21 protein-coding genes and 1 pseudogene are annotated in these 21996 nt (G+C 61.6%); 16 read left to right on the top strand and 6 right to left on the bottom strand.

The genetic code is table 11. The annotated features are described in order from the left end of the window. Nucleotides 1–21: 21 nt before the first annotated feature. A complete protein-coding gene (locus tag A6U87_RS27595) occupies nt 22–666 on the top strand; it encodes an arylesterase (RefSeq protein WP_065694509.1) in 645 nt (214 codons plus the stop codon). A gap of 68 nt (nt 667–734) precedes the next feature. Next, on the top strand, nt 735–1328 hold the full coding sequence (gene thpR / locus A6U87_RS27590) for an RNA 2',3'-cyclic phosphodiesterase (RefSeq protein WP_065694508.1): 594 nt from the start codon (nt 735–737) through the stop codon (nt 1326–1328). On the opposite strand, the pseudogene A6U87_RS27585 reads toward thpR, so the two are convergent. Further along, nucleotides 1262–1731: pseudogene (locus tag A6U87_RS27585) on the bottom strand (low molecular weight protein-tyrosine-phosphatase). The gene thpR and the pseudogene A6U87_RS27585 sit on opposite strands and share 67 nt — an antisense overlap. Before the next feature lie 35 nt (nt 1732–1766). On the opposite strand from A6U87_RS27585, the gene A6U87_RS27580 reads away from it, so the two are divergent. Together A6U87_RS27580 and A6U87_RS27575 are read left to right on the top strand one after the other, a co-directional pair. Continuing rightward, complete coding sequence (locus tag A6U87_RS27580) at nt 1767–2072, top strand: 4a-hydroxytetrahydrobiopterin dehydratase (protein ID WP_065694507.1); 306 nt, start codon at nt 1767–1769, stop codon at nt 2070–2072. 52 nt (nt 2073–2124) lie between these two features. Further along, nucleotides 2125–2514, top strand: a complete 390-nt coding sequence (locus tag A6U87_RS27575; protein WP_065694506.1) for a YkvA family protein — start codon at nt 2125–2127, stop codon at nt 2512–2514. A 12-nt stretch (nt 2515–2526) separates the two neighbouring features. Here A6U87_RS27575 and A6U87_RS27570 read toward each other — a convergent pair whose 3' ends face one another. Further along, a complete protein-coding gene (locus tag A6U87_RS27570) occupies nt 2527–3087 on the bottom strand; it encodes a sigma-70 family RNA polymerase sigma factor (protein ID WP_065694505.1) in 561 nt (186 codons plus the stop codon). A gap of 333 nt (nt 3088–3420) precedes the next feature. Here A6U87_RS27570 and A6U87_RS27565 point away from each other — a divergent pair, with 333 nt between their 5' ends. The 5 genes from A6U87_RS27565 to A6U87_RS27545 all read left to right on the top strand — a co-directional run bounded on the left by A6U87_RS27565 (nt 3421) and on the right by A6U87_RS27545 (nt 8420). Beyond that, complete coding sequence (locus tag A6U87_RS27565; RefSeq protein WP_065694504.1) at nt 3421–3984, top strand: invasion associated locus B family protein; 564 nt, start codon at nt 3421–3423, stop codon at nt 3982–3984. Nucleotides 3985–4219: 235 nt separating this feature from the next. After that, nucleotides 4220–5443 carry a 23S rRNA (adenine(2503)-C(2))-methyltransferase RlmN gene (gene rlmN / locus A6U87_RS27560; RefSeq protein WP_244499581.1) on the top strand — a complete coding sequence of 408 codons (1224 nt, stop codon included), beginning with the start codon at nt 4220–4222 and terminating at the stop codon, nt 5441–5443. A 107-nt stretch (nt 5444–5550) separates the two neighbouring features. Next, nucleotides 5551–6507 carry an ABC transporter substrate-binding protein gene (locus tag A6U87_RS27555; RefSeq protein WP_065694502.1) on the top strand — a complete coding sequence of 319 codons (957 nt, stop codon included), beginning with the start codon at nt 5551–5553 and terminating at the stop codon, nt 6505–6507. A gap of 240 nt (nt 6508–6747) precedes the next feature. Next, on the top strand, nt 6748–7629 hold the full coding sequence (locus A6U87_RS27550) for an ABC transporter permease (protein ID WP_065694501.1): 882 nt from the start codon (nt 6748–6750) through the stop codon (nt 7627–7629). Further along, complete coding sequence (locus A6U87_RS27545) at nt 7626–8420, top strand: ABC transporter ATP-binding protein (protein ID WP_065694500.1); 795 nt, start codon at nt 7626–7628, stop codon at nt 8418–8420. The genes A6U87_RS27550 and A6U87_RS27545 overlap by 4 nt, the downstream gene beginning before the upstream one ends. A gap of 51 nt (nt 8421–8471) precedes the next feature. On the opposite strand, the gene A6U87_RS27540 is transcribed toward A6U87_RS27545, so the two are convergent. Together A6U87_RS27540 and A6U87_RS27535 are read right to left on the bottom strand one after the other, a co-directional pair. Beyond that, entirely contained in the window at nt 8472–9113 is a 642-nt protein-coding gene (locus A6U87_RS27540) for a LysE family translocator (RefSeq protein ID WP_065694499.1), read from the bottom strand. A 63-nt stretch (nt 9114–9176) separates the two neighbouring features. Next, nucleotides 9177–10031 (bottom strand): SDR family NAD(P)-dependent oxidoreductase, encoded by an 855-nt coding sequence (locus A6U87_RS27535; protein WP_065694605.1) that lies wholly within the window; start codon nt 10029–10031, stop codon nt 9177–9179. A gap of 191 nt (nt 10032–10222) precedes the next feature. Between A6U87_RS27535 and A6U87_RS27530 the strand changes: the two genes are divergently transcribed. Then, nucleotides 10223–11446 carry an argininosuccinate synthase gene (locus A6U87_RS27530; RefSeq protein ID WP_065694604.1) on the top strand — a complete coding sequence of 408 codons (1224 nt, stop codon included), beginning with the start codon at nt 10223–10225 and terminating at the stop codon, nt 11444–11446. Nucleotides 11447–11536: 90 nt separating this feature from the next. Here A6U87_RS27530 and A6U87_RS27525 read toward each other — a convergent pair whose 3' ends face one another. Then, the gene (locus A6U87_RS27525; protein WP_065694498.1) at nt 11537–12757 is read right to left on the bottom strand and encodes a multidrug effflux MFS transporter; all 1221 of its coding nucleotides are present in this window, start codon (nt 12755–12757) and stop codon (nt 11537–11539) included. 172 nt (nt 12758–12929) lie between these two features. Between A6U87_RS27525 and A6U87_RS27520 the strand changes: the two genes are divergently transcribed. Continuing rightward, nucleotides 12930–13571, top strand: coding sequence for a LysE family translocator (locus A6U87_RS27520; protein ID WP_065694497.1), 642 nt, complete (start codon nt 12930–12932; stop codon nt 13569–13571). Between the two features lie 2 nt (nt 13572–13573). On the opposite strand, the gene A6U87_RS27515 is transcribed toward A6U87_RS27520, so the two are convergent. After that, nucleotides 13574–14005 carry a hypothetical protein gene (locus tag A6U87_RS27515; protein ID WP_065694603.1) on the bottom strand — a complete coding sequence of 144 codons (432 nt, stop codon included), beginning with the start codon at nt 14003–14005 and terminating at the stop codon, nt 13574–13576. A 209-nt stretch (nt 14006–14214) separates the two neighbouring features. Here A6U87_RS27515 and A6U87_RS27510 point away from each other — a divergent pair, with 209 nt between their 5' ends. The 5 genes from A6U87_RS27510 to A6U87_RS27490 all read left to right on the top strand — a co-directional run bounded on the left by A6U87_RS27510 (nt 14215) and on the right by A6U87_RS27490 (nt 21916). Further along, nucleotides 14215–16302 (top strand): M3 family metallopeptidase, encoded by a 2088-nt coding sequence (locus A6U87_RS27510; RefSeq protein ID WP_065694602.1) that lies wholly within the window; start codon nt 14215–14217, stop codon nt 16300–16302. Between the two features lie 140 nt (nt 16303–16442). Beyond that, the gene (locus tag A6U87_RS27505) at nt 16443–17558 is read left to right on the top strand and encodes an ABC transporter ATP-binding protein (RefSeq protein ID WP_065694496.1); all 1116 of its coding nucleotides are present in this window, start codon (nt 16443–16445) and stop codon (nt 17556–17558) included. Further along, nucleotides 17551–18510, top strand: coding sequence for an ABC transporter substrate-binding protein (locus A6U87_RS27500; RefSeq protein ID WP_065694495.1), 960 nt, complete (start codon nt 17551–17553; stop codon nt 18508–18510). Before A6U87_RS27505 ends, A6U87_RS27500 begins: the two co-directional genes overlap by 8 nt. A 10-nt stretch (nt 18511–18520) precedes the next feature. Beyond that, nucleotides 18521–20200 carry an iron ABC transporter permease gene (locus tag A6U87_RS27495; protein ID WP_065694494.1) on the top strand — a complete coding sequence of 560 codons (1680 nt, stop codon included), beginning with the start codon at nt 18521–18523 and terminating at the stop codon, nt 20198–20200. A 138-nt stretch (nt 20201–20338) separates the two neighbouring features. Then, on the top strand, nt 20339–21916 hold the full coding sequence (locus A6U87_RS27490; RefSeq protein WP_065694493.1) for an alkaline phosphatase: 1578 nt from the start codon (nt 20339–20341) through the stop codon (nt 21914–21916). Nucleotides 21917–21996: the final 80 nt, after the last annotated feature.

Genomic DNA, 21996 nt, shown 5'->3' with positions numbered 1-21996 from the left:
TGCCAATCTAGGGAAAGCGGAATGAGTTTTAAAGCTGCCGGCCTTCACATCGCCGTCATTGTTGCGTCTCTGCTGTTTTGTGTGGCCGCTGATGCAAAAACGATCAGGCTCGTCGGATTCGGCGATAGCCTGATGGCTGGATACCAACTTCCTCCCGGCGATGGCTTTCCCGAGAAGCTGCAGGCCGCGCTGAAAGCGAAGGGGATCGACGTCGAAATCGCCAATGCCGGCGTGTCTGGAGACACCACGACGGGCGGTCTGGCGCGAATCGATTGGTCGGTTCCGGACGGTACGGATGGCGTGATACTGGAGCTCGGTGCCAACGATGCGTTGCGCGGCATCCCGCCTGAGCAAAGCGAAAAGAACCTCGATGAAATGATTGCCCGGCTAAAGGGACGCGGGATCGCGGTTCTTCTCGCTGGAATGATGGCGCCACCGAACATGGGCGGCGACTACGCGGCGCGCTTCAATCCGATCTACCAGAAACTCTCGCAAAAACATGGTGTTGCTCTATATCCTTTCTTTCTCGACGGGATCGTGCTGGACGCCGGGCTGAAGCTGGAGGATGGAATGCACCCGAACAGCAAGGGCGTCGATGTCATGGTCGAGAAGATGGAGCCGGCTATCACGCAATTCATTGGAACGATTTCTACTGTGAAGAATTAGGGACTTGCGCAGGTGCGCAATGCGTGATTCCGTGTGAGCACCTGCAAAAGATTCGGGGAGTGCTCGTTATGCCGAGACTTTTTACCGCCCTCGAAATTCCGCGTAATGCGGCGATGAGCCTCTCATTGCTGCGCGGCGGTCTGCCTGGTGCCAGATGGATCGATGTTGAGAATTATCACATCACTTTGCGGTTCATCGGCGATGTTGACGGACGCACGGCAGACGAAATCGTTGATCGTCTCGATCGCATCGATCGGCCCGAATTCCAGATCCGGCTCGAAGGCATCGGTTCTTTCGGATCAAAGAAGCCGCATTCGATCTGGGCTGGCGTGACGCCGTCGCCGGAGATGTATGCGCTCCAGGCGGAAATCGAGCGGATCTGCCAACGCATCGGGCTGCCGCCGGATCCACGCAAGTTCATGCCACATGTCACGTTGGCGCGGCTCAAGGCGTCTCGCGTAGATGACGTCGTGCACTATCTTGCCGGTCGCGGCAACTTCCAGACATCGACCTTCACCGTTCCGCGCTTCGTGCTTCTTTCGTCACGAGACTCGGTGGGCGGTGGGCCATATCTGACGGAAGAAATTTTCCCGCTTCATGAGGCGTTGTCGGCACCAAACGCGGCAAGCAGCTTCCTGCAGCCGGTCAAGAGCCTGGCATAGACCAGCTCGAAGTCGCTATTGTCGCCATAATAGGGATCGGGGATATCCTCGCCGGTCCCTGCTGCATCACCGAACAGCCGGATATTGTCGGCTGAAGGCGCGAGCGAAGAAGGGCGGCCACGTTGTCCCTATCCATCGCAAGGATCATGTCAAACGCGCTGAAATCAGCTTTCCTGATCCGACGCGCGCGCTGGGCCGATATGTTGACGCAATACTTTCTTGCGATTGCGATGGAGCGGTGATCCGGCGGTTCGCCTTCATGCCAGCCGCCGGTGCCAGCTGAATCGACGGCGAAGTGCTCGGAAAGACCTGCCTCTGCCGCCAGATGCGTGAAGATGCCTTCGGCGAGCGGCGAACGGCAAATGTTGCCCATGCAAACAAACAGGATGCTGATGCGTTTCATAAGAGACCCAAAGCGGAAAGAGGAGGGACCATCGCATGAAACGGGAAAAACTGGAACGCCAGGCCATCGATAGCGAATTGGCCAAACTCGAGGGCTGGGCTCTCGGCGAGGGAGCTGCCGCGATCTCCAAAACCTTCAAGTTTTCGAGCTTCGTCGAGGCCTTCGGCTTCATGACCGAGGCCGCTCTCGTCGCCGAAAAGCTCAACCACCATCCCGAGTGGTTCAATGTCTATTCGCGCGTCGAGGTGAAGCTCAACACCCATGACGCTGGCGGTTTGACCGAACTCGATTTCAAGCTCGCAGCCGCCATGGACGAAGCCCGCGCACGTCGCGGCAATTGAATCGGAGCGTAAAGACCACCATATCTGCGCCTGAAAGAGAGGACGTATCGGGATGGACGACGTCAAATTCGGTGAAATCCTATTGCCGGGCGATGAAGACACGCAGAACCGGCGCGAGCAGACCGTGCGCAAGAAGTTCTGGGTGACGTTCAAGAAGGCCGTGCGGCAGATCCCGTTTTCGCGCGATGTCGTTGCTGCGTTTTATTGTGCGCTCGATCCTCAGACGCCGACCAAGGTGCGTGGTGTTCTCCTCGCCGCGCTTGCCTATTTCGTGATGCCGATCGACATGATCCCCGACGTGTTTGCCGTCATCGGCTTTTCAGACGATGTTGCCGTGATGTCGGCCGCGATCGCGATGGTCAGCAAGCATATCAAGCCACGGCACTATGACGCTGCGGACCGTGCGCTGGCCGATGGCCCGCCGGGCATGAAAACAATCTAGTCGCCGCACGCGTCAGCTGCCTTCGGCCTCGAGAACCTTCCTGAGCTTGCCGAAGGCCAGCCGGATGCGCGATTTCACCGTTCCGAGCGGCAAACCCGTCGCTTCGGCGATTTCGGAATGGGATTGCCCCAGAAAGAAGGCCGCCCGCAGCATCTCGCGCTGCTCTTCCGGCAGTTGCCCGACCGCGGCGCGTACATAAGCGTCGCGGCTATCGTTGGCCACGATCTCATCTGCCCCAATCTCCGCAGGCGGCTGCAGCGCCGGATCCGTTTCGTCGAGGACGCGAGCACGCGCCCGGCGCTGAAGATCGATGCGGCGGTTGCGCGCAATCCGGAAAAGCCAGGTCGAGAGTGATGATCGCGCCGAATCATAGAGATCTGCCTTGTGCCAGAGGACGATCATGACCTCCTGCACCAGTTCCTCCGCCTCGCCGCTCGCCATCTTCTGGCGCAGTAACCAAGATTTGAGGCGGGGCGCGAAGTAATCGAACAGGACGGTGAATGCCTGCTGATCGCGGCGTTCCGCGACAGCCCGTGCAAGGGCGGCGAAGCGCTGTTTCTCCTCGGCATCCATATTCCGTCTCAAGCCCCCTGGCTCACCGAATTCCTCAACGGATTTCCAACGCTTAATGACCTACATCGGTTTTTTGAAACGTCAAACTCTTGCCTGAATCTTTATGTCTTAAATTCACTCGTGGCGACGGTCTCCAACGCTCGTGGCAGCAAGTCGCCACGGGTGAAGCTCCAGCACCCGGCATTGACACTTGAGCGGAAATGACACAGGCAGGCACTTCTTGCGGTCTGCGTTGACGCTTTGGTAACCTGAATTAAGTCAAAATAAAGCAGATCGTGATTATGCGCCGCCCGCTCGCTTCGGGCTCGAATCGCAAGAACCGGCAGGATATCCATGTTTGTAAGAAGTATCACACTCGCCCTTTCCCTCGTTCTCGCCGGCGCCGGCATCGCATCCGCTCAAGCAAAGAAGCCCGCTGCAGCAGCACAGACAGCGCAGCAACCGGCTGCCGCCGCTTCTTCCGCGCCGACCCGCATCCAGCAGTTCCAGGCTTGGGGGGCTTACTCCTACAAGTCGGGCGCCAGCACCGTTTGCTACGTCCTCTCCGTACCGACCGAGAAGAAGCCGGCCGGTATCGACCATGGCGACAACTTCTTCATCGTTTCGCAGCGCCCCGGCCAGAACATCTCGTATGAGCCACAGGCCATGATGGGCTACACGGTTAAGGACGCTTCGAAGATCAATGTCGTGATCGACAACAAGACCTTCGTCATGTTCACCAAGGACAAGGCTGGCTGGGTTGAAAACGCGGCACAGGAGCCGGCGCTTGTGGCGGCCATGAAGAGCGGTCATTCGATGACGGTCAACGCAACCTCGCGTAAGGGCACGGCGACCTCCTACAGCTATTCGCTGGCCGGTATTTCGGCTTCGCTGAAGCAGATCGAAAGCTGCAAGTAAGGCCTGCCCAGGTGCTGATGATTTTCAAAGGCCGGCCTTGCGCCGGCCTTTGTCGTTTCCATCTATAGTGACGCGCGGCGAAAATGATGCTAAAGGCGCGCACAACAGCGGATAGATCGCGGCTTGGCCGGCAAACTCCGCATTCAATTTCTGCCTTCATGCCATCTCTGCCCGCCAGTCATTTGGACTATCGGGAGGATCGCATGTTGAATTCGGGATTAAACCTATGTCCGTTATGGATGCGATGACCGTTCTTACGCCCGCCGGCACGCCGATGCGTGGCGAAGCCCTGCCGAAGCCATCGCTGATCGGCCTCACCCGCGAGGAGATGGGTGCTGCGCTGCGCGAAAAGGGCGTGCCGGAAAAGCAGATCAAGATGCGCGTGGCGCAGCTTTGGAACTGGATCTATGTGCGCGGGGTCTCCGACTTCGACCACATGGCCAATATCTCCAAGGACATGCGCGAGACGCTGAAGACGCACTTCACCATCGCGAGACCCGAGATCGTCGAGGAGCAGGTCTCCAACGACGGTACCCGCAAGTGGCTGCTGCGCTTCCCGGCGCGTGGCGCTGGTCGTCCGGTCGAGATCGAGGCGGTCTATATTCCCGAGGAAGGCCGCGGTACGCTCTGCATCTCCAGCCAGGTCGGCTGCACGCTCACCTGTTCCTTCTGTCACACCGGCACGCAGCGCCTGGTGCGCAACCTGACGGCGGAAGAAATTCTGTCGCAGCTGCTCCTCGCGCGCGACCGGCTGGGCGATTTCCCCGATCGCGAAGCGCCGCAGGGCACGATCATGCCGGCCGAGGGCCGCAAGGTTTCGAACATCGTGATGATGGGCATGGGCGAGCCGCTCTACAATTTCGACAGCGTCAAGCAGGCGCTCTTGATCGCCACCGACGGCGACGGGCTTTCCCTTTCGAAAAGACGCGTCACGCTCTCGACCTCGGGCGTCGTTCCCGAGATCTTTCGCACTGGCGACGAGATCGGCGTCATGCTGGCGATCTCGCTACATGCGGTGCGCGACGACCTGCGCGATATCCTTGTGCCGATCAACAAGAAGTATCCGCTCAAGGAGCTGATCGATGCCTGCCGCAAGTATCCGGGTGTCTCGAACGCCCGGCGCATCACCTTCGAATATGTGATGCTGAAGGACGTCAACGACAGCCTGGAGGACGCCAAGGGGCTGATCCAGCTGCTCAAGGGTGTGCCGGCGAAGATCAACCTCATTCCGTTCAACCCCTGGCCGGGCACCAACTACCAGTGCTCCGACTGGGCGCAGATCGAGAAGTTCGCCGATTTCATCAATTCTGCCGGCTATGCCTCGCCGATCCGTACGCCACGCGGCCGCGACATCCTCGCCGCCTGCGGCCAGCTGAAGTCGGAATCCGAGCGTATGCGCAAGACCGAGCGCCTGGCCTTCGAGGCGATGATGATCGCCAACCACGGCGCGGACGATTGAGTTCCGGCGACTGATCAGCAAGTTTGATCCGTCCAGTTTCTTCTAATGATTGATTTCGAGGGCTGCTTTTCCTAAAAGCAGCCCAAAATCATAGTTGGAGGATACCCATGCGTTCTGTTCTGCTCGCCGCCGTTGCGGCAACCTTTGCCCTTACCCTGCCTGCCAAGGCTGAAGACGTGACTGTAGCAGTGACGGCGATCGTCGAACATCCGGCGCTCGACGCCGCCCGCAAGGGTGTTCTCGATGTGCTGACGGCTGCCGGCTACAAAGAAGGCGAGAACCTGAAGTTCGAATTCCAGTCGGCTCAGGGCAATCCTGCCACGGCCGCGCAGATCGCTCGCCAGTTCGCCGGCGAGGGCCCGAACGTCATCGTGCCGATCTCTACGCCTTCGGCGCAGGCAGTCGTTTCCTCCACGCACGATATCCCCGTCGTCTTTACCGCTGTGTCCGATCCTGTTGGTGCGCAGCTGGTCAAGAACATGGACAAGCCGGGCGGCAACGTCACCGGTCTTTCCGACATGTCGCCGGTCGCCGAGCATGTGGCGCTGATCAAGGAAATCCTGCCGAACGCCAAGACGATCGGCTACCTCTACAACTCGGGTGAAGCGAACTCGGTATCGCTGCTCGCCGTCCTCAAGGTCGAGGCTGAAAAGGCCGGCCTGAAGGTCGTCGAATCTGCTGCCACCAAGTCCGCCGAAGTGCAGGGTGCCGCCCGCGCGCTCGTCGGCCGCGCCGACGCGATCTACGTGCCCACCGACAACACGATCATCTCGGCCCTCGAAGGTGCGGTTGCCGTTGCCGAGGAAGCCAAGCTGCCGCTCTTCACCGCCGACACCGATTCCGTTTCGCGCGGTTCGGTCGCCGCTCTCGGCTTCAACTACTACGACGTCGGCAAGCAGACCGGCGAAATCGTCGTGCGTATCCTCAAGGGTGAGAACCCTGGCGATATCCCGGTCAAGGTTGCGGCCGGCAGCGATCTCGTCATCAACAAGGGTGCCGCCGCCAAGATGGGCGTAACGTTCCCGGAAAGCGTGCTGAAGCGCGCGACGAAGACGATCGACTAAATCAATCGCCACAGAGACCTGAATGATCAGCCGCTCCCGTTTGCACGGGGGCGGCTGATCGCATAGAGATGAAGTCCCTCTCTGGCCTGCCGGCCATCTCCCCCACAAGGGGGGAGAAGACCCGTGGCCTCGTCCTGACCCAATCGTGGAAGGGCGGATCGGCTGGGTTAAGCCCTCCCCCTTGTGGGGAGGGTTGGGAGGGGCGTGGCCACGGAAACAGCACAAGAAAGGGCAGAAGCCTTGAGTCAGATCGCATTCTGGGGAGCCGTGGAGCTGGGGCTGGTCTATGCCTTTGTCGCGCTCGGCGTTTACCTCGCATTCCGTGTACTCGATTTTCCGGATCTGACCGTCGACGGCTCGTTTCCCCTCGGCGCCGCCGTCACCGCAGTGCTGATCATCGCTGGCGTCAATGCCTGGCTGGCGGCGCTGATCGCCATGGCGGCTGGCGCCGCCGCCGGCATGGTCACGGCGATGCTCAACGTCCGTTTCAAGATCCTCAATCTGTTGGCCTCGATCCTGACAATGATCGCGCTGTTTTCCGTGAACCTGCGCGTCATGGGCAAGCCGAACGTGGCGCTGATCAACGCCGATACGATGATCAGCCCGTTCTTTGGCCATGGCCTGCGTGATTTCTACGTGCGGCCGCTGTTCGTTGGCATCCTTGTTGTCATTGCCGTCATTGTCGTCTGGCGCTTCCTGGAAAGCGATTCCGGCCTTGCGATGCGCGCGACCGGGGCGAATGCCCGTATGGCCCGCGCCCAGGGCGTGGATACCAACCGCCAGATCTATCTCGGCATGGCAATCTCCAACGCGCTGGTGGCGCTCGGTGGCGCACTGTTCGCACAGACCAATGGTTTCGCCGATGTGACCTCGGGTGTCGGCACGATCGTGGTCGGTTTGGCTGCCGTCATCATCGGCGAGACGCTGCTGGGCCGTCGTGGGCTGTTGATCGCGCTGATCGGCTGCGTCATCGGCTCGATCCTTTACCGCATCGCCATTCAGCTGGCGCTCTCGAGCGACGTGATCGGCTTGCAGGCGTCGGATCTCAATTTCGTAACCGCTGTTCTCGTGACCGTCGCGCTTATTCTGCCACGCCTGCGTCGCGGAGGAGCTTCGTCATGATCAGCGTCAAGGATGTGAAGGTCGTTTTCGGCAAGGGAACACCGTTGGAGAAGCAGGCGCTCAGGGGCGTCAGCCTGACCATCGAGGAGGGCTCGTTCGTCACGGTGATCGGCTCCAACGGTGCCGGCAAATCCACCTTGCTCGGTGTGCTGGCCGGCGACGTGCTGGCGAGCGAAGGCCAGGTGTTGATCGGTCACACCGACGTGACGCGCAAATCGACGGCCGCGCGTGCCGGGCTGGTTGCCCGCGTGTTTCAGGATCCGCTGACGGGCAGCTGCGGTGCCTTGTCGATCGAGGAGAATCTGGCACTGGCGGCACGGCGTGGCGAGCGGCGAGGCCTGGGGTCCGCGCTCGGCCCGAAACGCCGCGAGCATTTCCGTGAACGGATCGCGGAGCTCAATCTCGGCCTTGAAAACCGCATGAAGGATCGCATGGATCTTTTGTCCGGCGGACAGCGGCAGGCGGTTTCGCTTGTCATGGCGACGCTTGCCGGCTCCGAAGTGCTGCTGCTCGACGAGCATACTGCGGCCCTCGACCCAGGGATGGCGGAATTCGTGATGGGCCTGACGCAGAAGATCGTGTCCGAGCGCAAGCTGACGACACTTATGGTCACGCATTCCATGCGCCAGGCGCTGGATTACGGTCACCGCACGATCATGCTGCATGGCGGCGAGATCGTGCTCGATGTCAGCGGCGATAACCGCAAGGATCTTCAAGTCGAGGACCTGATCGAGATGTTCCGCAAGATGCGCGGCCAGACATTGGACGATGACGCACTGCTGATCGGGTGATGAGGTTGTGCCCCAGGGTCGCGTAGCGACCCTGGCCGTCTTGTCTCGAGATTATCGTGCCTGCGTGAGCAGAATCTTTGCCGCGAAGACCGAGAAGACGCCGGCGAAGGTGTAATCCATCCCGCGCAGCACCTTCCTGTTTTTCTGCAACCAGCTCGATAGCCAATCGGCCGCGAAGACGACGGCGGCGTTGACCGGCATGCCGATAATGATGAAGCAGAGTCCAAGGAAAAGCAGCTTGTGTGTGACCGCCGGATCGCCGGCGCTGACGAACTGCGGCAGGAAGGTCATGAAGAAGATGATGACCTTGGGGTTCAGCAGATTGACCCAGAAGCCGGAGGAAATATTGGCAAACGGCGTTGCCTTTACCTCTTCAACCTTCTTGATCGACAGTTTGGAGCCGAGGCGGACGGCCTGGATCGCAAGCCAGAGCAGATAGCCGGCGCCGCCGGTCTTCAGGATCAGGAAGGCGGTCGGCGAGGCGGTGATCAGCGCGGAGATACCGAAGGCGACCAGCATGGTGTGGGCGACGATACCCAGGCTGGTGCCGAGCACCACGAACAGTGCCGCCTTCTTGCCCTGTGCCAGCGAACGGCTGATCGACAGTGTCATGTCGGGGCCGGGGGTGGCGGCAAGCAGCAAGGTTGCGGCGGCGAAGGCGAGAAGCGTCGGGAAGCTTGGCAGGAAATCCATCGCACACTCTTGAAGCCGGATATGAAAGCATGTCCTCATATCCGGCTTTCAGAAAATGTCCAATCAATCCTTGGCGTTGAGGAACGCCTTGAACCTGTCTGCGTAGTCAGGGTGCCAGCGCGACAGCGGCGGGCGATTTTCGATGATGTCGCCGATTGCCCAGGCCATCCGGCGCTCGTCGACCGGACGGGCGACGTCGTTGTCCGGGCAGAGGATGTAGAAATCGTCCTTCTCGATGCTTGAGATCATGAAGTCGACAGTCTGCTCCGGGGTCCATGCGCCGGCAGGCTTCTCGGTGCGATTGCCCTTGGTCAGGCCGGTGAAGACGAAGCCGGGGATCAGCAGGTGCGCTGAGATTTTAGAGCCCTCGGTGTTGCGCAGCTCATGCTGCAGCGCTTCGGTGAAGACTTTCACGCCCGCTTTGGAGACGTTGTAGGCCGGATTGCCGGGCGGTGTGGTGATGCCTTGCTTGGAGCCGGTGTTGATGATCAGGCCGGGTTCGCCATGGGCCAGCATGTTCGGGCCGAAGGTTCGCGTGCCGTTGATCACGCCCATCAGGTTCACGCCGAGAATCGCGTCCCAGTCTGCCTGGGCGCTGAAGATCGAGGTTTCCGGGCCGATGCCGGCATTGTTCATCAGCACATGGACACGGCCGAAGCGCTGGATGACGGCTCGTTCGAGAGCTTCGAGCGAGGCTTTGTCGGCGACGTCCGTTTCGATCGCCATCACATGCTCTTCGCCGGATATTGCTTTCAGGGCATCGGCTGCGGCAGCGAGCTTGTCGCCGCCAAGATCGGCAATGGCGACGCTCATACCTGCCTGCGCGAAGTGCTTTGCAGCTGCAAGGCCAATGCCGGAGGCGCCGCCGGTAACCACGGCAACGTTGGATTTCTTGATGATGTCTTGGATATTCGTCACGGCACAGCCTCCTCGCGCTTTATTCGGACGCAGCAGATATGGGTTGCCGCCCAGCGCTGTCAAACCCTGCCGGGAGCCGTCAAGCAAGTGCCGTTCCCCTTGCGTCCGGCGTCAATCTCGCTAAAAGTGCCCGCGACACCGGGTTTTGCGGTTTTGCCGCTACCTCCTTGCACAACGGACTCATCATCATCATGGCATCGCACAAAGACGTAAAGAAAGTCGTCCTCGCCTATTCCGGCGGTCTCGACACCTCGATCATCCTGAAGTGGCTGCAGACCGAGCTCGGCGCCGAAGTCGTCACTTTCACGGCCGACCTCGGACAGGGCGAAGAGCTCGAGCCGGCGCGCAAGAAGGCCGAGATGCTTGGCATCAAGGAGATCTACATCGAGGACGTGCGCGAAGAGTTCGTGCGCGATTTCGTCTTCCCGATGTTCCGCGCCAATGCCGTCTATGAAGGCGTCTACCTGCTCGGCACCTCGATCGCCCGCCCGCTGATCTCCAAGCACCTGATCGACATCGCCAAGAAGACCGGCGCCGACGCGATCGCGCATGGCGCCACCGGAAAGGGCAACGACCAGGTCCGCTTCGAACTGTCGGCCTATGCGCTGAACCCCGATATCAAGATCATCGCTCCCTGGCGCGACTGGTCGTTCAAATCACGTACCGACCTGCTCGCCTTTGCCGAAGCCCACCAGATTCCGGTTGCCAAGGACAAGAAGGGCGAAGCGCCGTTCTCCGTCGATGCCAACCTGCTGCACTCCTCTTCCGAGGGCAAGGTTCTGGAAGATCCGGCTGTCGAGGCGCCCGAATACGTGCACATGCGCACCATCTCGCCGGAAGCCGCACCCGACAAGGCCACCATTATCAAGGTCGGCTTCGAGAAGGGTGATGCCGTCTCGATCAACGGCGTGCGCATGAGCCCGGCGACGCTGCTCGCAACGCTCAACAATTACGGCCGCGACAACGGTATCGGCCGTCTCGACCTCGTCGAGAACCGCTATGTCGGCATGAAGTCGCGCGGCGTCTACGAGACCCCCGGCGGCACGATCCTGCTGTCTGCTCACCGCGCGATCGAGAGCATCACGCTCGACCGCGGTGCCGCCCACCTCAAGGACGAGATCATGCCGCGCTACGCCGAGCTGATCTATTACGGCTTCTGGTTCTCGCCGGAACGCGAAATGCTGCAGGCGCTGATCGACAAGAGCCAGGAGCATGTCGAGGGCGAAGTGACGCTGAAGCTCTACAAGGGCAACGTCATGGTCATCGGCCGCGAGAGCGACAAGTCGCTCTACTCCGACAAGCTGGTCACCTTCGAAGACGACCAGGGCGCCTATGACCAGAAGGACGCCGCCGGCTTCATCAAGCTCAACGCGCTGCGCCTGCGCACGCTCGGCAAGCGTAACCTGACGAAGTAATCGGTTCTGACCGATCTACGCATTCTTCAAGGCCCGCCTAGTGCGGGCCTTGTTTGTTTCTAGGCTGTCGGACGGGGCATTGCTGCCCTGTCATTCGCTCAGGTTGGAATGTGCTGATGTCGCTGCGCGACGCGAGGCGCGGATGAACCAAACATAGCTGGCAATGGAAATCGCCGCCATCATTGGGATCACGGTCCCGAAGGCAATCAGCGGCATGCCTATGATGGAGGCTGCCACGCCGCCGGCAAAGCCGCCGCCCATCTGGATGAAGCCCATCATCGCCGAAGCCGAGCCCGCGATATGCGGGAAAGGATAGAGGCCCGATGTCGTCATGTGCGGGGTCAGGAAGGCCAGGCCGAAGGCGAGAAAGGCGATCGGCCCCATGATCGAGAGATAGGACGGCGTCACGAACTGGACGGAAAGTGCGATCATCACGCCGGCGATGCCTAGAAGGCCGAGGCCGACACGCACCGAGCCGTCGCCGCCGAGGCGAGGCGCCGCGGATCGCAGGCAGACCGAACCGAGGAAGTAGGAACCGGACTGCATCAGCATGCCGAGACCGAACGCGGTCGGCGACAGGCCGACCACCTTGATGAGAATGAAGGGAAGCAAGGTTGCCTGCGCATAGAGGGCGCCGATCGAACCGCCGAGAACGAGCGACGCGGAGATGAAGCGGCTTTCTCTTGCAAGTTCGCCATAGGCAGACAGCAGTGCTCCCGGCAGAATTCGACGCCGATCAGGCACGCTTGTTTCGCGCATGAAGACAAGCACCGCGAGCGAGATCAGCAGGCCAAAGCCGATCAACAGGAAAAATACGGATTGCCAGCCGGAGGCGGCGAGAGCCAGCCCGCCGACAGTCGGCGCAATGGCCGGGCCGATGGCGATCATGATGCCGATCAGGTTCATGATGCGAGAGGCCTCGGTGCCGGTGAACTGGTCGCGGACGATGGCGCGGGCGACGGTAATGCCGACAGAGGCTCCAATCCCCTGGATCAGGCGACCGGCAAGCAGCCATTCGATGCCGGGCGCAAAGGCGGCGAGCAGGCTGCCGACGACGTAGATGCCGACGAAGAGAAGCGTCGCGGCTCGCCGCCCGAATGCATCCGACATCGGCCCTGCCAGAAGCTGGGCGACGGAGAAGCCGGCGAAGTAGAGCGACAGCGTCATCTTGATCGCCGAGTCCGATGTCTGGAAGGCGCTGACCAGTTCCGGCATGGCCGGTGTATAGATCGACATCGAGATCGGACCGATGGTGGCAAGCAAGGCGCCGAGCACGCTCGTCCGTCGTGCGCTCATCCGGAATGGAGGCATGTGAAGTACTCGGTCAGCAGAGGCACCACGGGCGCCGAAAGAGGAAAGGCTGGTTTCTCTTCTGGCTGAAGCCGGTTGATACGGCAATTCAAAAATCTGATGGGTGTCGCTTGCAGCTTGACGGTGTTGCGGGAACGCATAGTCTGCAGCAGTCACCTCCGGAGTTTCATTGATGACACAATCGCTTTTTGCGGGCGCCTTTCTGGCTGCCCTTCTCTACGTGCTCATTCCCGGACCGGCGTTCCTGGCGCTACTCGGCATCGGTGCCGGGCAGGGACGGCGCGCCGGCGCGCAGTTCGTCTGCGGGCATCTGGTAGGCGACGTGCTCTGGGCCTCGCTGGCATTGGTGGCAATCGTCGGAGCCAAGACTATCGGCACCTTTGTCTTCGATGCGCTTGGTCTACTCTGCGGCTTCTATCTGGCCTGGATCGGCTGGAACGCCTTCCGGGCAAAGCCGAAGGGCGAAGGACAGGCGCTGGTGACGGTTGAGCGGCCGTTCCGACGCGGGCTGATTTTCGGCGTTACCAATCCGAAGGGCTATCCGGTGGCGCTGGCAACATTCACGGCATTGGTCGCGGGCTCGGCGAGCGCGTTGCAATTCGAAACCTTGCCGGTCCTGGTGGCGGTATCGTTCCTCGGTTTCATCGTTGCCGACATGATCCTGATCGCCATTGTCGGGACCGGGGCCGTGCGGCGGTTCTATCGCTCGCACGAGCAGATGATCGTCCGCTGCTCGGGCGTGCTCTTCATGGGCTTTGCGGCGCAGGCTCTGTTTCATGCGACACCCGGCCTGCTCGGCTGGCGCCGTGCCTGAGATCAGGCGTCGAGGAAGCTGACGACCGATTTCAGCGTCTTGACCGTCTCGGGATCGCCGATCGACATGGCGATCTGCAGCTGGTCCTTATAGTAGTCGCGAAAATTGAAACTGGTGCTATCCGTCACATCGGAGAGATCGAGAACGTTGCCGGAGGGATCGATCGTTCGCATCGGCAGCGGTTCGGAAAGTGCCGCATAGGTGTCCTGGTCGATGGTGCCGCTATCGTAGCTTTGACGTGCATAGCTGCGCAGGTCGCTTGCGCTCACCGCCGAGAAGTCGAGATCCCCCGTCGCCGGATCCTCGACGTGGAACGCTGCCATCGCGCTCGCGGCAGGATCTAGCGTTTCGTTGAAGTCTTTGGAATATTTAGCATTATCGGAATTTCTTCGAAAAAGGAAATTCGGCGAAGACCGAAGAGATTGGATTTCCATCATGTCAAACCAATTGTAAAATATGCCGGCAAAACTACTGCGGGTGGCGAACGTACGTCAATCGTTAACGATTAGTTAATTCTTATCAATCATTTCTTGTGATGAGGTTTTTGCGTCGTCGACAGCATTGCTGTCGGCGGGTGCGATACCAATCCTGCCGAAGCCTCCCTATATTGGCGATTCAGCAGCCCGCCACAAAGGATCCCCGCATGCCTTTCACACCAGATTTGAACCCGGTTCTCGTCAACTGGAGCGGCCTGCACGGCCTGCCGCGCTTCGAGGCCGTGAAAGACGACGATTTCGCGCCCGCCTTCGACGCGGCGCTCGCCGCGCATGAGCGCGAGATCGATGAGATCGCGGGAAATCCCGCCGAGCCGACCTTCGAGAACACCGTCGTTGCGCTGGAGATCGCCGGCGATGATCTCTCGCGCGTCTCGTCGCTGTTCTGGAACCGGGCAGGCGCCCATACCAATGACACGATCCAGGCGCTCGAGCGGGATATTTCGCCGAAAATGTCGCGTCACTACTCCAAGATCGGCATGAATGCGGCGCTGTTCGCGCGCATCGATGCCCTATGGGAAAAGCGAGAGAGCCTGGGGTTGACGCTGGAGCAGACGCGGGTGCTGGAGCGGCACTGGAAAGGGTTCGTGAAATCGGGTGCCAAGCTCGAGAAGGCCGAGCAGGAAAAGCTTGCCGGTATCAACGAGAAGCTGGCCGGTCTCGGCACGCAGTTCGGGCAGAACGTGCTCGCCGATGAAAAGGCCTGGGCCCTGATCCTCTCGGAAGAGGCGGATCTTAACGGTCTTCCCGATTTCCTCAGGGATGCGATGGCCGCTGCCGCTCGCGAGCGCGGCGAGGACGGCAAGTTTGCGGTCACGCTGTCGCGATCGATCATCGAGCCATTCCTGACTTTCTCGGAGCGTCGCGACCTGCGTGAACAGGCATTCAAGGCTTGGGTGGCGCGCGGCGAAAACGAGGGGCCGTCGGACAATCGCGGCATCATCCGCGAAACGCTGGCACTGCGTCATGAGGTGGCAAAGCTGCTCGGCTACGGTAACTTCGCAGAGTTGAAGCTCGACAGCACCATGGCGAAGACGCCGGAGGCGGTGAACGATCTTCTGAAGAAGGTATGGGTGAAGGCAGTGAAGCGCGCCGGTGAAGAGGAAGCCGATATCGCCAAGCTGATTGCCGAGGAAGGCAAGAACCATGAGGTCATGCCCTGGGATTGGCGGTACTACGCCGAAAAAATCCGGGCGCAGAAGTTCAACTTCTCCGAGGCCGAGCTGAAGCCGTATCTGCAGCTGGAAAAGATCATCGACGCCTGCTTCGACGTGGCGGGCCGGCTGTTCGGCGTTCATGCGGTCGAGAAGAAGGGCGTTGCGGCCTATCATCCCGATGTCCGCGTCTTCGAGATCCGCGACCGCGAAGACAGGCTGGTGGCGATGTTCCTCGGCGATTACTTCGCCCGCTCGTCGAAGCGTTCGGGTGCGTGGATGAGCTCGTTCCAGTCGCAGCACAAGCTGCCGCTGAAGAACGGCCGGACCGGCGAGCTGCCGATCATCTACAATGTCTGCAACTTCGCCAAACCCGCCGAGGGCAAGCCGGCGCTGCTGTCACTGGACGACGCACGCACGCTGTTCCATGAGTTCGGCCATGCGTTGCACGGCATGCTATCCAACGTGACCTATCCCTCCGTGTCCGGTACCGGTGTCTCGCGCGATTTCGTCGAGTTGCCCTCGCAGCTCTATGAGCACTGGCTGACGGTTCCCGAAATCCTCAAGCAGTATGCCGTGCATTTCGAGACCGGCGCGCCGATGCCGCAAGAGCTGCTCGACAAGGTGCTGGCTGCACGCAGCTTCAACGCGGGCTTCAACACGGTGGAGTTCACCTCCTCGGCACTGGTCGACATGGTCTTTCATACACGCGAAGCCGTCGAGGACCCGATGGCGGTGCAGGCGGCGGTGTTGGCGGAGCTCGGCATGCCGAAGTCGATGGTGATGCGTCATGCCTCGCCGCATTTCCAGCACATCTTTTCCGGCGGCTATTCGGCCGGCTATTATTCCTACATGTGGTCCGAGGTGCTCGATGCCGATGCCTTCTCGGCCTTCGAGGAGACCGGCGATGCCTTCAATGGCGAGGTGGCGACGAAGCTTCGGGTTCACATTTACTCCGTCGGTGGCTCGATCGACCCCGAGGACGCCTACACGGCGTTCCGCGGCAAGATGCCGAGCCCGGATGCGATGCTGGTCAAGCGCGGTCTCGCCACCTTCGAGGAATTGTCGGGCAGCGATGCCTGACGGTATCGCGCCGATACACGCGATAGGTGCGGGATTTCTAATGTACCTGACTGGTTGCAATAGGGCGCCCTCATGTCACATGAGTGTCACTGAACGTTAATAAGCAACCGGCATCGACGTTCCATTGATGCCGGTTCCCCATGAATGATCGCCCTTCAGAGACCCCTGCGGCCGTTTCGACGTCCGGCGTCGAGTTGCGCTATGGTGCGACGCCTATCCTGAACGGCATCGATATTTCCCTGACACGCGGCAAAACCCTGGCGCTCCTCGGCCCCTCGGGCTGCGGCAAGACCACGCTTCTGCGGCTGGTGGCGGGGCTTCTGGCGCCGACCGCGGGTTCGGTCTCGATCGCCGGGCGCGTGGTGGCGGATGCCGCGAGCGGGGTTTTCGCGCCACCGGAGAGCCGCAATCTCGGCATGGTCTTCCAGGACTACGCGCTGTGGCCGCACCTGACTGTCGACGGCAATGTTTCCTTTCCGCTCGAAATGCGCGGCGTCGGCAAGGCGGCGCGGCAGGAGCGGACGATGCGGGCGCTGGAGCGCGTCGGCCTCGGCGCTTATGCGAATCGCCGCCCGAGCGACCTGTCCGGCGGCCAGCAGCAGCGCGTGGCGATCGCCCGCGCCATCGTCGCCGAGCCGCAGCTCATCCTGTTCGACGAGCCGCTGTCCAATCTCGACCGCGAGCTGCGCGAGAACATGGTGGGCGAGCTGGCGGAGCTGATCGGCACGCTGGGGCTGACCGCGATCTACGTGACGCACGATCACAGCGAGGCGCTGACGCTGGCCGACGACGTCGCCGTCATGCGCGGCGGGCTGATCGAGCAGCTGGCCTCGCCGGACGAGCTCATCGACCGGCCGGCAACGCCTGAGGTCGCCGACTTCCTGCGGCTGGGCGGCATCGCGGCGCTCGAGTACCGCGACGGGCATTGGTTCTTCGCCGACAGCGGCGTGATGATGATGCCGGCAACTAATGATCAGGACGGCAAGCCGCGTATTCTCATTCCGACGGGTGCCATCGGCGCCGGCGAGATCCTGCCCGGGCGGCTCGCCGCGACCGTGCTGCGCTCGCAGTTCCGCGGCGACGGGCATCTCGCCACCGTTTCGCTGGTCGGCGCCGGGCATGTCGAGCTTCAGGTCTTGAGCCGCGCCAAGCTTCGTGCCGGCGATGCCGTCGGCCTTTCGATCGATCCCGACCAGATCCGCTGGTTCGGCAATAGCGTTCATTTGTCAAAGAGGGAAAATCTTGAACATGTTTAAGTCTTTGAAGAGCATCACTTTCGGCGTCTTCGCCGCATCGCTGATGGCCGGCGTCGCGCATGCCGACATCACCGTCTACACCGCCGGCCCGCAGAGCCTGATCGACAAGCTGTCGGCCGGCTTCACCAAGGAGACCGGCGTCAAGGTCAACGTCTTCCAGGCAACGACCGGCAAGGTCATGGCCCGCATCGAGGCCGAAGCCTCGAACCCTGTCGTCGACGTGCTGATCTCGGCCTCCTGGGATACGGCCACCGATTTCGCCAAGCGCGGCTGGCTCGTTTCCTACACCAGCCCTAATGCCGCCAAGGTTCCCGATTTCCTGAAGACCGATACGGCCGTCGCACAGGGCATCTCGGCGCTCGGCATCGCCTGGAACACCAAGAGCGAAACGCCGAAGCCGGCCGAATGGGCCGATCTCGCCAAGCCCGAGTACAAGGACCTCGTCAACATTCCGGATCCGGCACAGTCGGGCTCGTCCTTCGAACTGACGGCGGCGCTCGCCGGCCAGGACGATTTCAAGCTCTTCAAGGAGCTGAAGGATAACGGCGCGATCATCGCCGGCGCCAACGCCGAAGCGCTGAACCCGGTTCTGCAGGGCGCCAAGGCCGCCGTCTTCGGCGCGGTCGACTACATCACGCTCGCCGCCAAGGAAAAGGGCGAGAACATCGACGTGATCTTCCCGGCTTCCGGCACCGTCATCGCGCCGCGTCCGGCCATGATCCTCAACTGGTCGAAGAACCAGGACGAGGCCAAGAAGTTCATCGACTACATGCTGTCCGACGAAGGCCAGAAGCTGGTCGCCGCCCAGATGCTGATGCCTGCCCGCAGCGATATCCCGGCCAACCGTCCGCTGATGAGCGACCTGAAGCTCCTGAAGTACGACACCGCCGCCGTCTACGGAAAGCGCAAGGAAACGCTGAAGCAGACCGCCGATATCTTCGGCAGCAAGTAAGGACCAGTTGATGAAGACGAACGGCATCGGCGGCGCGACACCGGCCGCCTGGCTCGCCATCGCGGGTTTGAGCGTCATCGTTGCCGTTCCCTTCATCGCCATCGTCCTGCAGGGCATCTTTCCCGATCTCGGGCAGGGCTCGTTTTCGGGCCCTTTCTCGGCGCTCTTCGCCACGCTCGGCGACAGCGCGCTGATCGGCATGGCCGGCAATACCGTCCTGCTCGGCGGCTGCGTCGTCGTCGCCTCGGCGCTGGTGGCGGTGCCGCTCGGCGTCATCCGGGCGCTCTACCGCGTTCCGCTGGCGCCGCTCTGGGACGTGCTTTTGCTCGTCCCCTTCATGATCCCGCCCTACATCGCCACGCTGGGCTGGATCATGACGCTGCAGCCGCGCGGCTATCTCGAGCAGCTGGCGGGCTTCAACCTCGCGCCCTTCCTGTTCTCGCTCTTCGGCATGACCATGGTCATGGCCTTCAACACCTTTCCGGTGGTCTATTTCGCGGTGTCGCGCACGGTGGAAGCCGTCGGTGCGCGTTATGCCGATGTCGGCCGTGTCTTCGGGGCGACCCCGGCGCGCGCCTTCTGGCGGATCACGCTGCCGCTTTCGGCCCCCGGGCTCGTCGCCAGCCTGATGCTGGTTTTTGCCGCGGCGATCGAGGAATACGGCACGCCGGCAGCGCTTGGCCGCCGCGCCGGCTTCCAGGTTCTGGTCACGGGTATCGACCTGCGCATCTCCGACTGGCCGGTCGATCTGCCGGGCGCCGCGATCCTTTCCATCCTGCTCGTTACCCTGTCGCTGGTGGCTTTCCTGCTGCAGCGCTGGATCCTGTCGCGGCGTTCCTACCAGACGGTCAGCGGCAAGCCGCTCGCCAAGGACAAGCGGCCGCTCGGCGCCTACAAAGTTCTCGTCGTGATCGCGTTTGCGGTCGTTTCGTTCCTCGCCACCGGGCTGCCGCTGCTGGCGATCCTGATGACGGCGCTGTCGCGGACGATCTCCGGCGGGCTGGCCTTCGACAATCTCAGCCTCGACAATTTCGCGGCGGTATTCTCGAACAGCGCCGGCGCCGTGGAAGCGCTCGGCAACAGCTTCTCGCTCGGTATCGGCACCGCCGTCATCACCGGGCTGATCGGCGTCGTCGCCGCCTATACAGTCGTGAAGACGCGGATGCGCGGGCGCATCGCCATCGACATCATGACCATCCTGCCGAACGCGCTTCCCGGCATCGTCGTCGCCGTCGGGCTCATCCTTGCCTGGAACATGCCCTGGCTCCCCGCCACCCCCTACAATACCGGGCTGATCCTGCTGCTCGCCTATTGCTGCATCCTGTTGCCGCAGCCGGTGCGCTACACGGTGGCCGCCTTCCAGCAGATCGGCGACAGCCTGGAGGCCGCCGCGCGGGTGAGCGGCGCCAGCGGCGCCACGGCGTTTCGCCGGATCCTGCTGCCGCTGGTGTTTCCGAGCCTCGCCTCGGCCATGCTGCTCGTCTTCGCGCTGGCGTCGCGCGAGCTCGTTGCTTCCGTGGTCGTGGCGCCCGTCGGCATGCAGACCATCGCCACCTTCATCTGGCGGCAGTTCGAGCAGGGCTCGGTGGGGCTCGGCATGGCCATGGCCTTCGTCGCCATCCTCATCACCACGCTCCTGCCGCTGCTGCTGCTCAGCCTGCTTCGCCGCGGCGGGCTAGTGGCGGAGTGATGCTGCCTGCAATGTGACAGGACTGTCGCCGAAGTTTCGAAAAACCGTCATGCCGCCTTCAAGCCAATGACATGAGGGCTGCTATAGGCTCGGCGCGGGAGAATCGCTCCCGCTTTCGCAAGCCGGATAAGCCGTGGCATGAAACTGACAGAAACGACCCGCCGACGCTTTCTCTCTTCCATGGGAGCGGTTGGCGGATTTGCGGTGGCGGGGCTTGCGATGCCTTACTACGCGCGCGGATCATCCAGCCGACCGGTGTTTACATCAGGTGTTCAATCCGGCGACGTCGATGCCACTTCCGGCGTGATCTGGACGCGTGTGGACCGTCCGTCGCGGCTCCAGGTCGAATATTCGACCACCGACAAGTTTGCCAATGCCGTAAGGCTGGCGCCGCTCGACGTCACCCATGAGACCGACCTTGCCGGCAAGCTGCTGCTGCAGGGCCTGCCTGCGGATCAGGAGATCTTCTACCGATTCCGCGCGGCCGACCTGCAGGACCTCAACAGCGTATCCGAACCGATCTTGGGGCAATTCCGGACCGCGCCGACGCAAAAGCGCAGCATCCGTTTTGTCTGGTCCGGCGACACGGCCGGGCAGGGATGGGGCATCGATGACGAGGGGATGAGGACCTATTCGACAATCGCCTATCACCGGCCGGATTTCATGATCCACTCCGGCGATACCATCTATGCCGACAATCCAATTCCCGACGAGATCAGCCTTCGCGATGGGGGTGTCTGGAAGAACAGCATCGTCACCGAGGCCAAGCGCGAGATTGCCCAGACGCTCGAGCAATTTCGCGGGCAGTGGACCTATAATCTGCTTGACGACCACGTGAAGGGACTGAACGCGGTCTGTCCGGTCTTCTACCAGTGGGACGATCACGAGGTGCTGAATAACTGGTCGCCTTCGACCGATCTCCGCGACGACGCTCGCTACAGGGAAAAATCAGTCACGACACTCTCCGCCCGTGCCAGCCGTGCATTTCATGAGATGACGCCGACGCGCTACGTGGCGGAGGAACCGGGGCGGATCTATCGCAAGGTCGCCTACGGGCCGTTGCTTGACGTGTTCTTCGTTGACCTGCGCTCCTATCGCGGGCCGAACAGCCATGGTCTTGATGCGGAACCGACGCCGGATTCTCGGCTGCTCGGTGAGAAGCAGGTGGCGTGGTTGAAGCGGGAACTGGTGCGCTCGACGGCGACCTGGAAGGTGATCGCCTGCGACCTGCCGATCGGCCTGGTGATCTGGGACGATTACGGCAAGCGAAAGGGATCGGAGTCGTTTTCGAACGGCGACAACGGCGCGCCCCTCGGTCGTGAACTGGAGTTCGCCGATCTTCTCCGCTTTATCCGCGATGCCGGCATCACAAACATGATCTGGCTGACGGCCGACGTGCACTATGCGGCTGCGCATTACTACGATCCCGGCAAGGCGAAATTTCGCGAGTTCCTGCCGTTTTGGGAGTTCGTTGCCGGGCCGCTGCATTCCGGCACCTATGGACCACAGGAACTCGACATGACCTTTGGGCCAGAGGTGAAATTCATGAAGGCGGCACCGGGCGGAGCCGAGCAGAACCTGCCGCCCTCGGCCGGCATGCAGTTTTTCGGGCTGATCGATATCGATGGACAGACCGAGCAACTGACCGTCCGCCTGATGGACCGGAACGATACCGAGCTCTGGCGCACGGTTCTTGACCCCGACGTGTCGAGTTAATGCATGCATTCCTTTCATTCCGGGCTCCCCCCTTTCGCAAAGGCGAAAAACACTGTATGAGCCGCCCAAATGAAATTGGC

The sequence above is a fragment of the Rhizobium sp. AC44/96 genome, assembly GCF_001692185.1.
Taxonomy (GTDB): domain Bacteria; phylum Pseudomonadota; class Alphaproteobacteria; order Rhizobiales; family Rhizobiaceae; genus Rhizobium.
Note: the sequence above shows the minus strand (reverse complement) of the source record. Positions and strands in the feature narration are given on the sequence as shown.

What these genes read in the sequence shown, in the direction of transcription:
- A6U87_RS27595 (WP_065694509.1), top strand. Translation starts at nt 22, where the DNA reads ATGAGTTTTAAAGCTGCCGGCCTTCACATCGCCGTCATTGTTGCGTCT.
- thpR (WP_065694508.1), top strand. Translation starts at nt 735, where the DNA reads ATGCCGAGACTTTTTACCGCCCTCGAAATTCCGCGTAATGCGGCGATG.
- A6U87_RS27580 (WP_065694507.1), top strand. Translation starts at nt 1,767, where the DNA reads ATGAAACGGGAAAAACTGGAACGCCAGGCCATCGATAGCGAATTGGCC.
- A6U87_RS27575 (WP_065694506.1), top strand. Translation starts at nt 2,125, where the DNA reads ATGGACGACGTCAAATTCGGTGAAATCCTATTGCCGGGCGATGAAGAC.
- A6U87_RS27570 (WP_065694505.1), bottom strand. Translation starts at nt 3,087, where the DNA reads ATGGATGCCGAGGAGAAACAGCGCTTCGCCGCCCTTGCACGGGCTGTC.
- A6U87_RS27565 (WP_065694504.1), top strand. Translation starts at nt 3,421, where the DNA reads ATGTTTGTAAGAAGTATCACACTCGCCCTTTCCCTCGTTCTCGCCGGC.
- rlmN (WP_244499581.1), top strand. Translation starts at nt 4,220, where the DNA reads ATGGATGCGATGACCGTTCTTACGCCCGCCGGCACGCCGATGCGTGGC.
- A6U87_RS27555 (WP_065694502.1), top strand. Translation starts at nt 5,551, where the DNA reads ATGCGTTCTGTTCTGCTCGCCGCCGTTGCGGCAACCTTTGCCCTTACC.
- A6U87_RS27545 (WP_065694500.1), top strand. Translation starts at nt 7,626, where the DNA reads ATGATCAGCGTCAAGGATGTGAAGGTCGTTTTCGGCAAGGGAACACCG.
- A6U87_RS27540 (WP_065694499.1), bottom strand. Translation starts at nt 9,113, where the DNA reads ATGGATTTCCTGCCAAGCTTCCCGACGCTTCTCGCCTTCGCCGCCGCA.
- A6U87_RS27530 (WP_065694604.1), top strand. Translation starts at nt 10,223, where the DNA reads ATGGCATCGCACAAAGACGTAAAGAAAGTCGTCCTCGCCTATTCCGGC.
- A6U87_RS27525 (WP_065694498.1), bottom strand. Translation starts at nt 12,757, where the DNA reads ATGCCTCCATTCCGGATGAGCGCACGACGGACGAGCGTGCTCGGCGCC.
- A6U87_RS27520 (WP_065694497.1), top strand. Translation starts at nt 12,930, where the DNA reads ATGACACAATCGCTTTTTGCGGGCGCCTTTCTGGCTGCCCTTCTCTAC.
- A6U87_RS27515 (WP_065694603.1), bottom strand. Translation starts at nt 14,005, where the DNA reads ATGGAAATCCAATCTCTTCGGTCTTCGCCGAATTTCCTTTTTCGAAGA.
- A6U87_RS27510 (WP_065694602.1), top strand. Translation starts at nt 14,215, where the DNA reads ATGCCTTTCACACCAGATTTGAACCCGGTTCTCGTCAACTGGAGCGGC.
- A6U87_RS27505 (WP_065694496.1), top strand. Translation starts at nt 16,443, where the DNA reads ATGAATGATCGCCCTTCAGAGACCCCTGCGGCCGTTTCGACGTCCGGC.
- A6U87_RS27500 (WP_065694495.1), top strand. Translation starts at nt 17,551, where the DNA reads ATGTTTAAGTCTTTGAAGAGCATCACTTTCGGCGTCTTCGCCGCATCG.
- A6U87_RS27495 (WP_065694494.1), top strand. Translation starts at nt 18,521, where the DNA reads ATGAAGACGAACGGCATCGGCGGCGCGACACCGGCCGCCTGGCTCGCC.
- A6U87_RS27490 (WP_065694493.1), top strand. Translation starts at nt 20,339, where the DNA reads ATGAAACTGACAGAAACGACCCGCCGACGCTTTCTCTCTTCCATGGGA.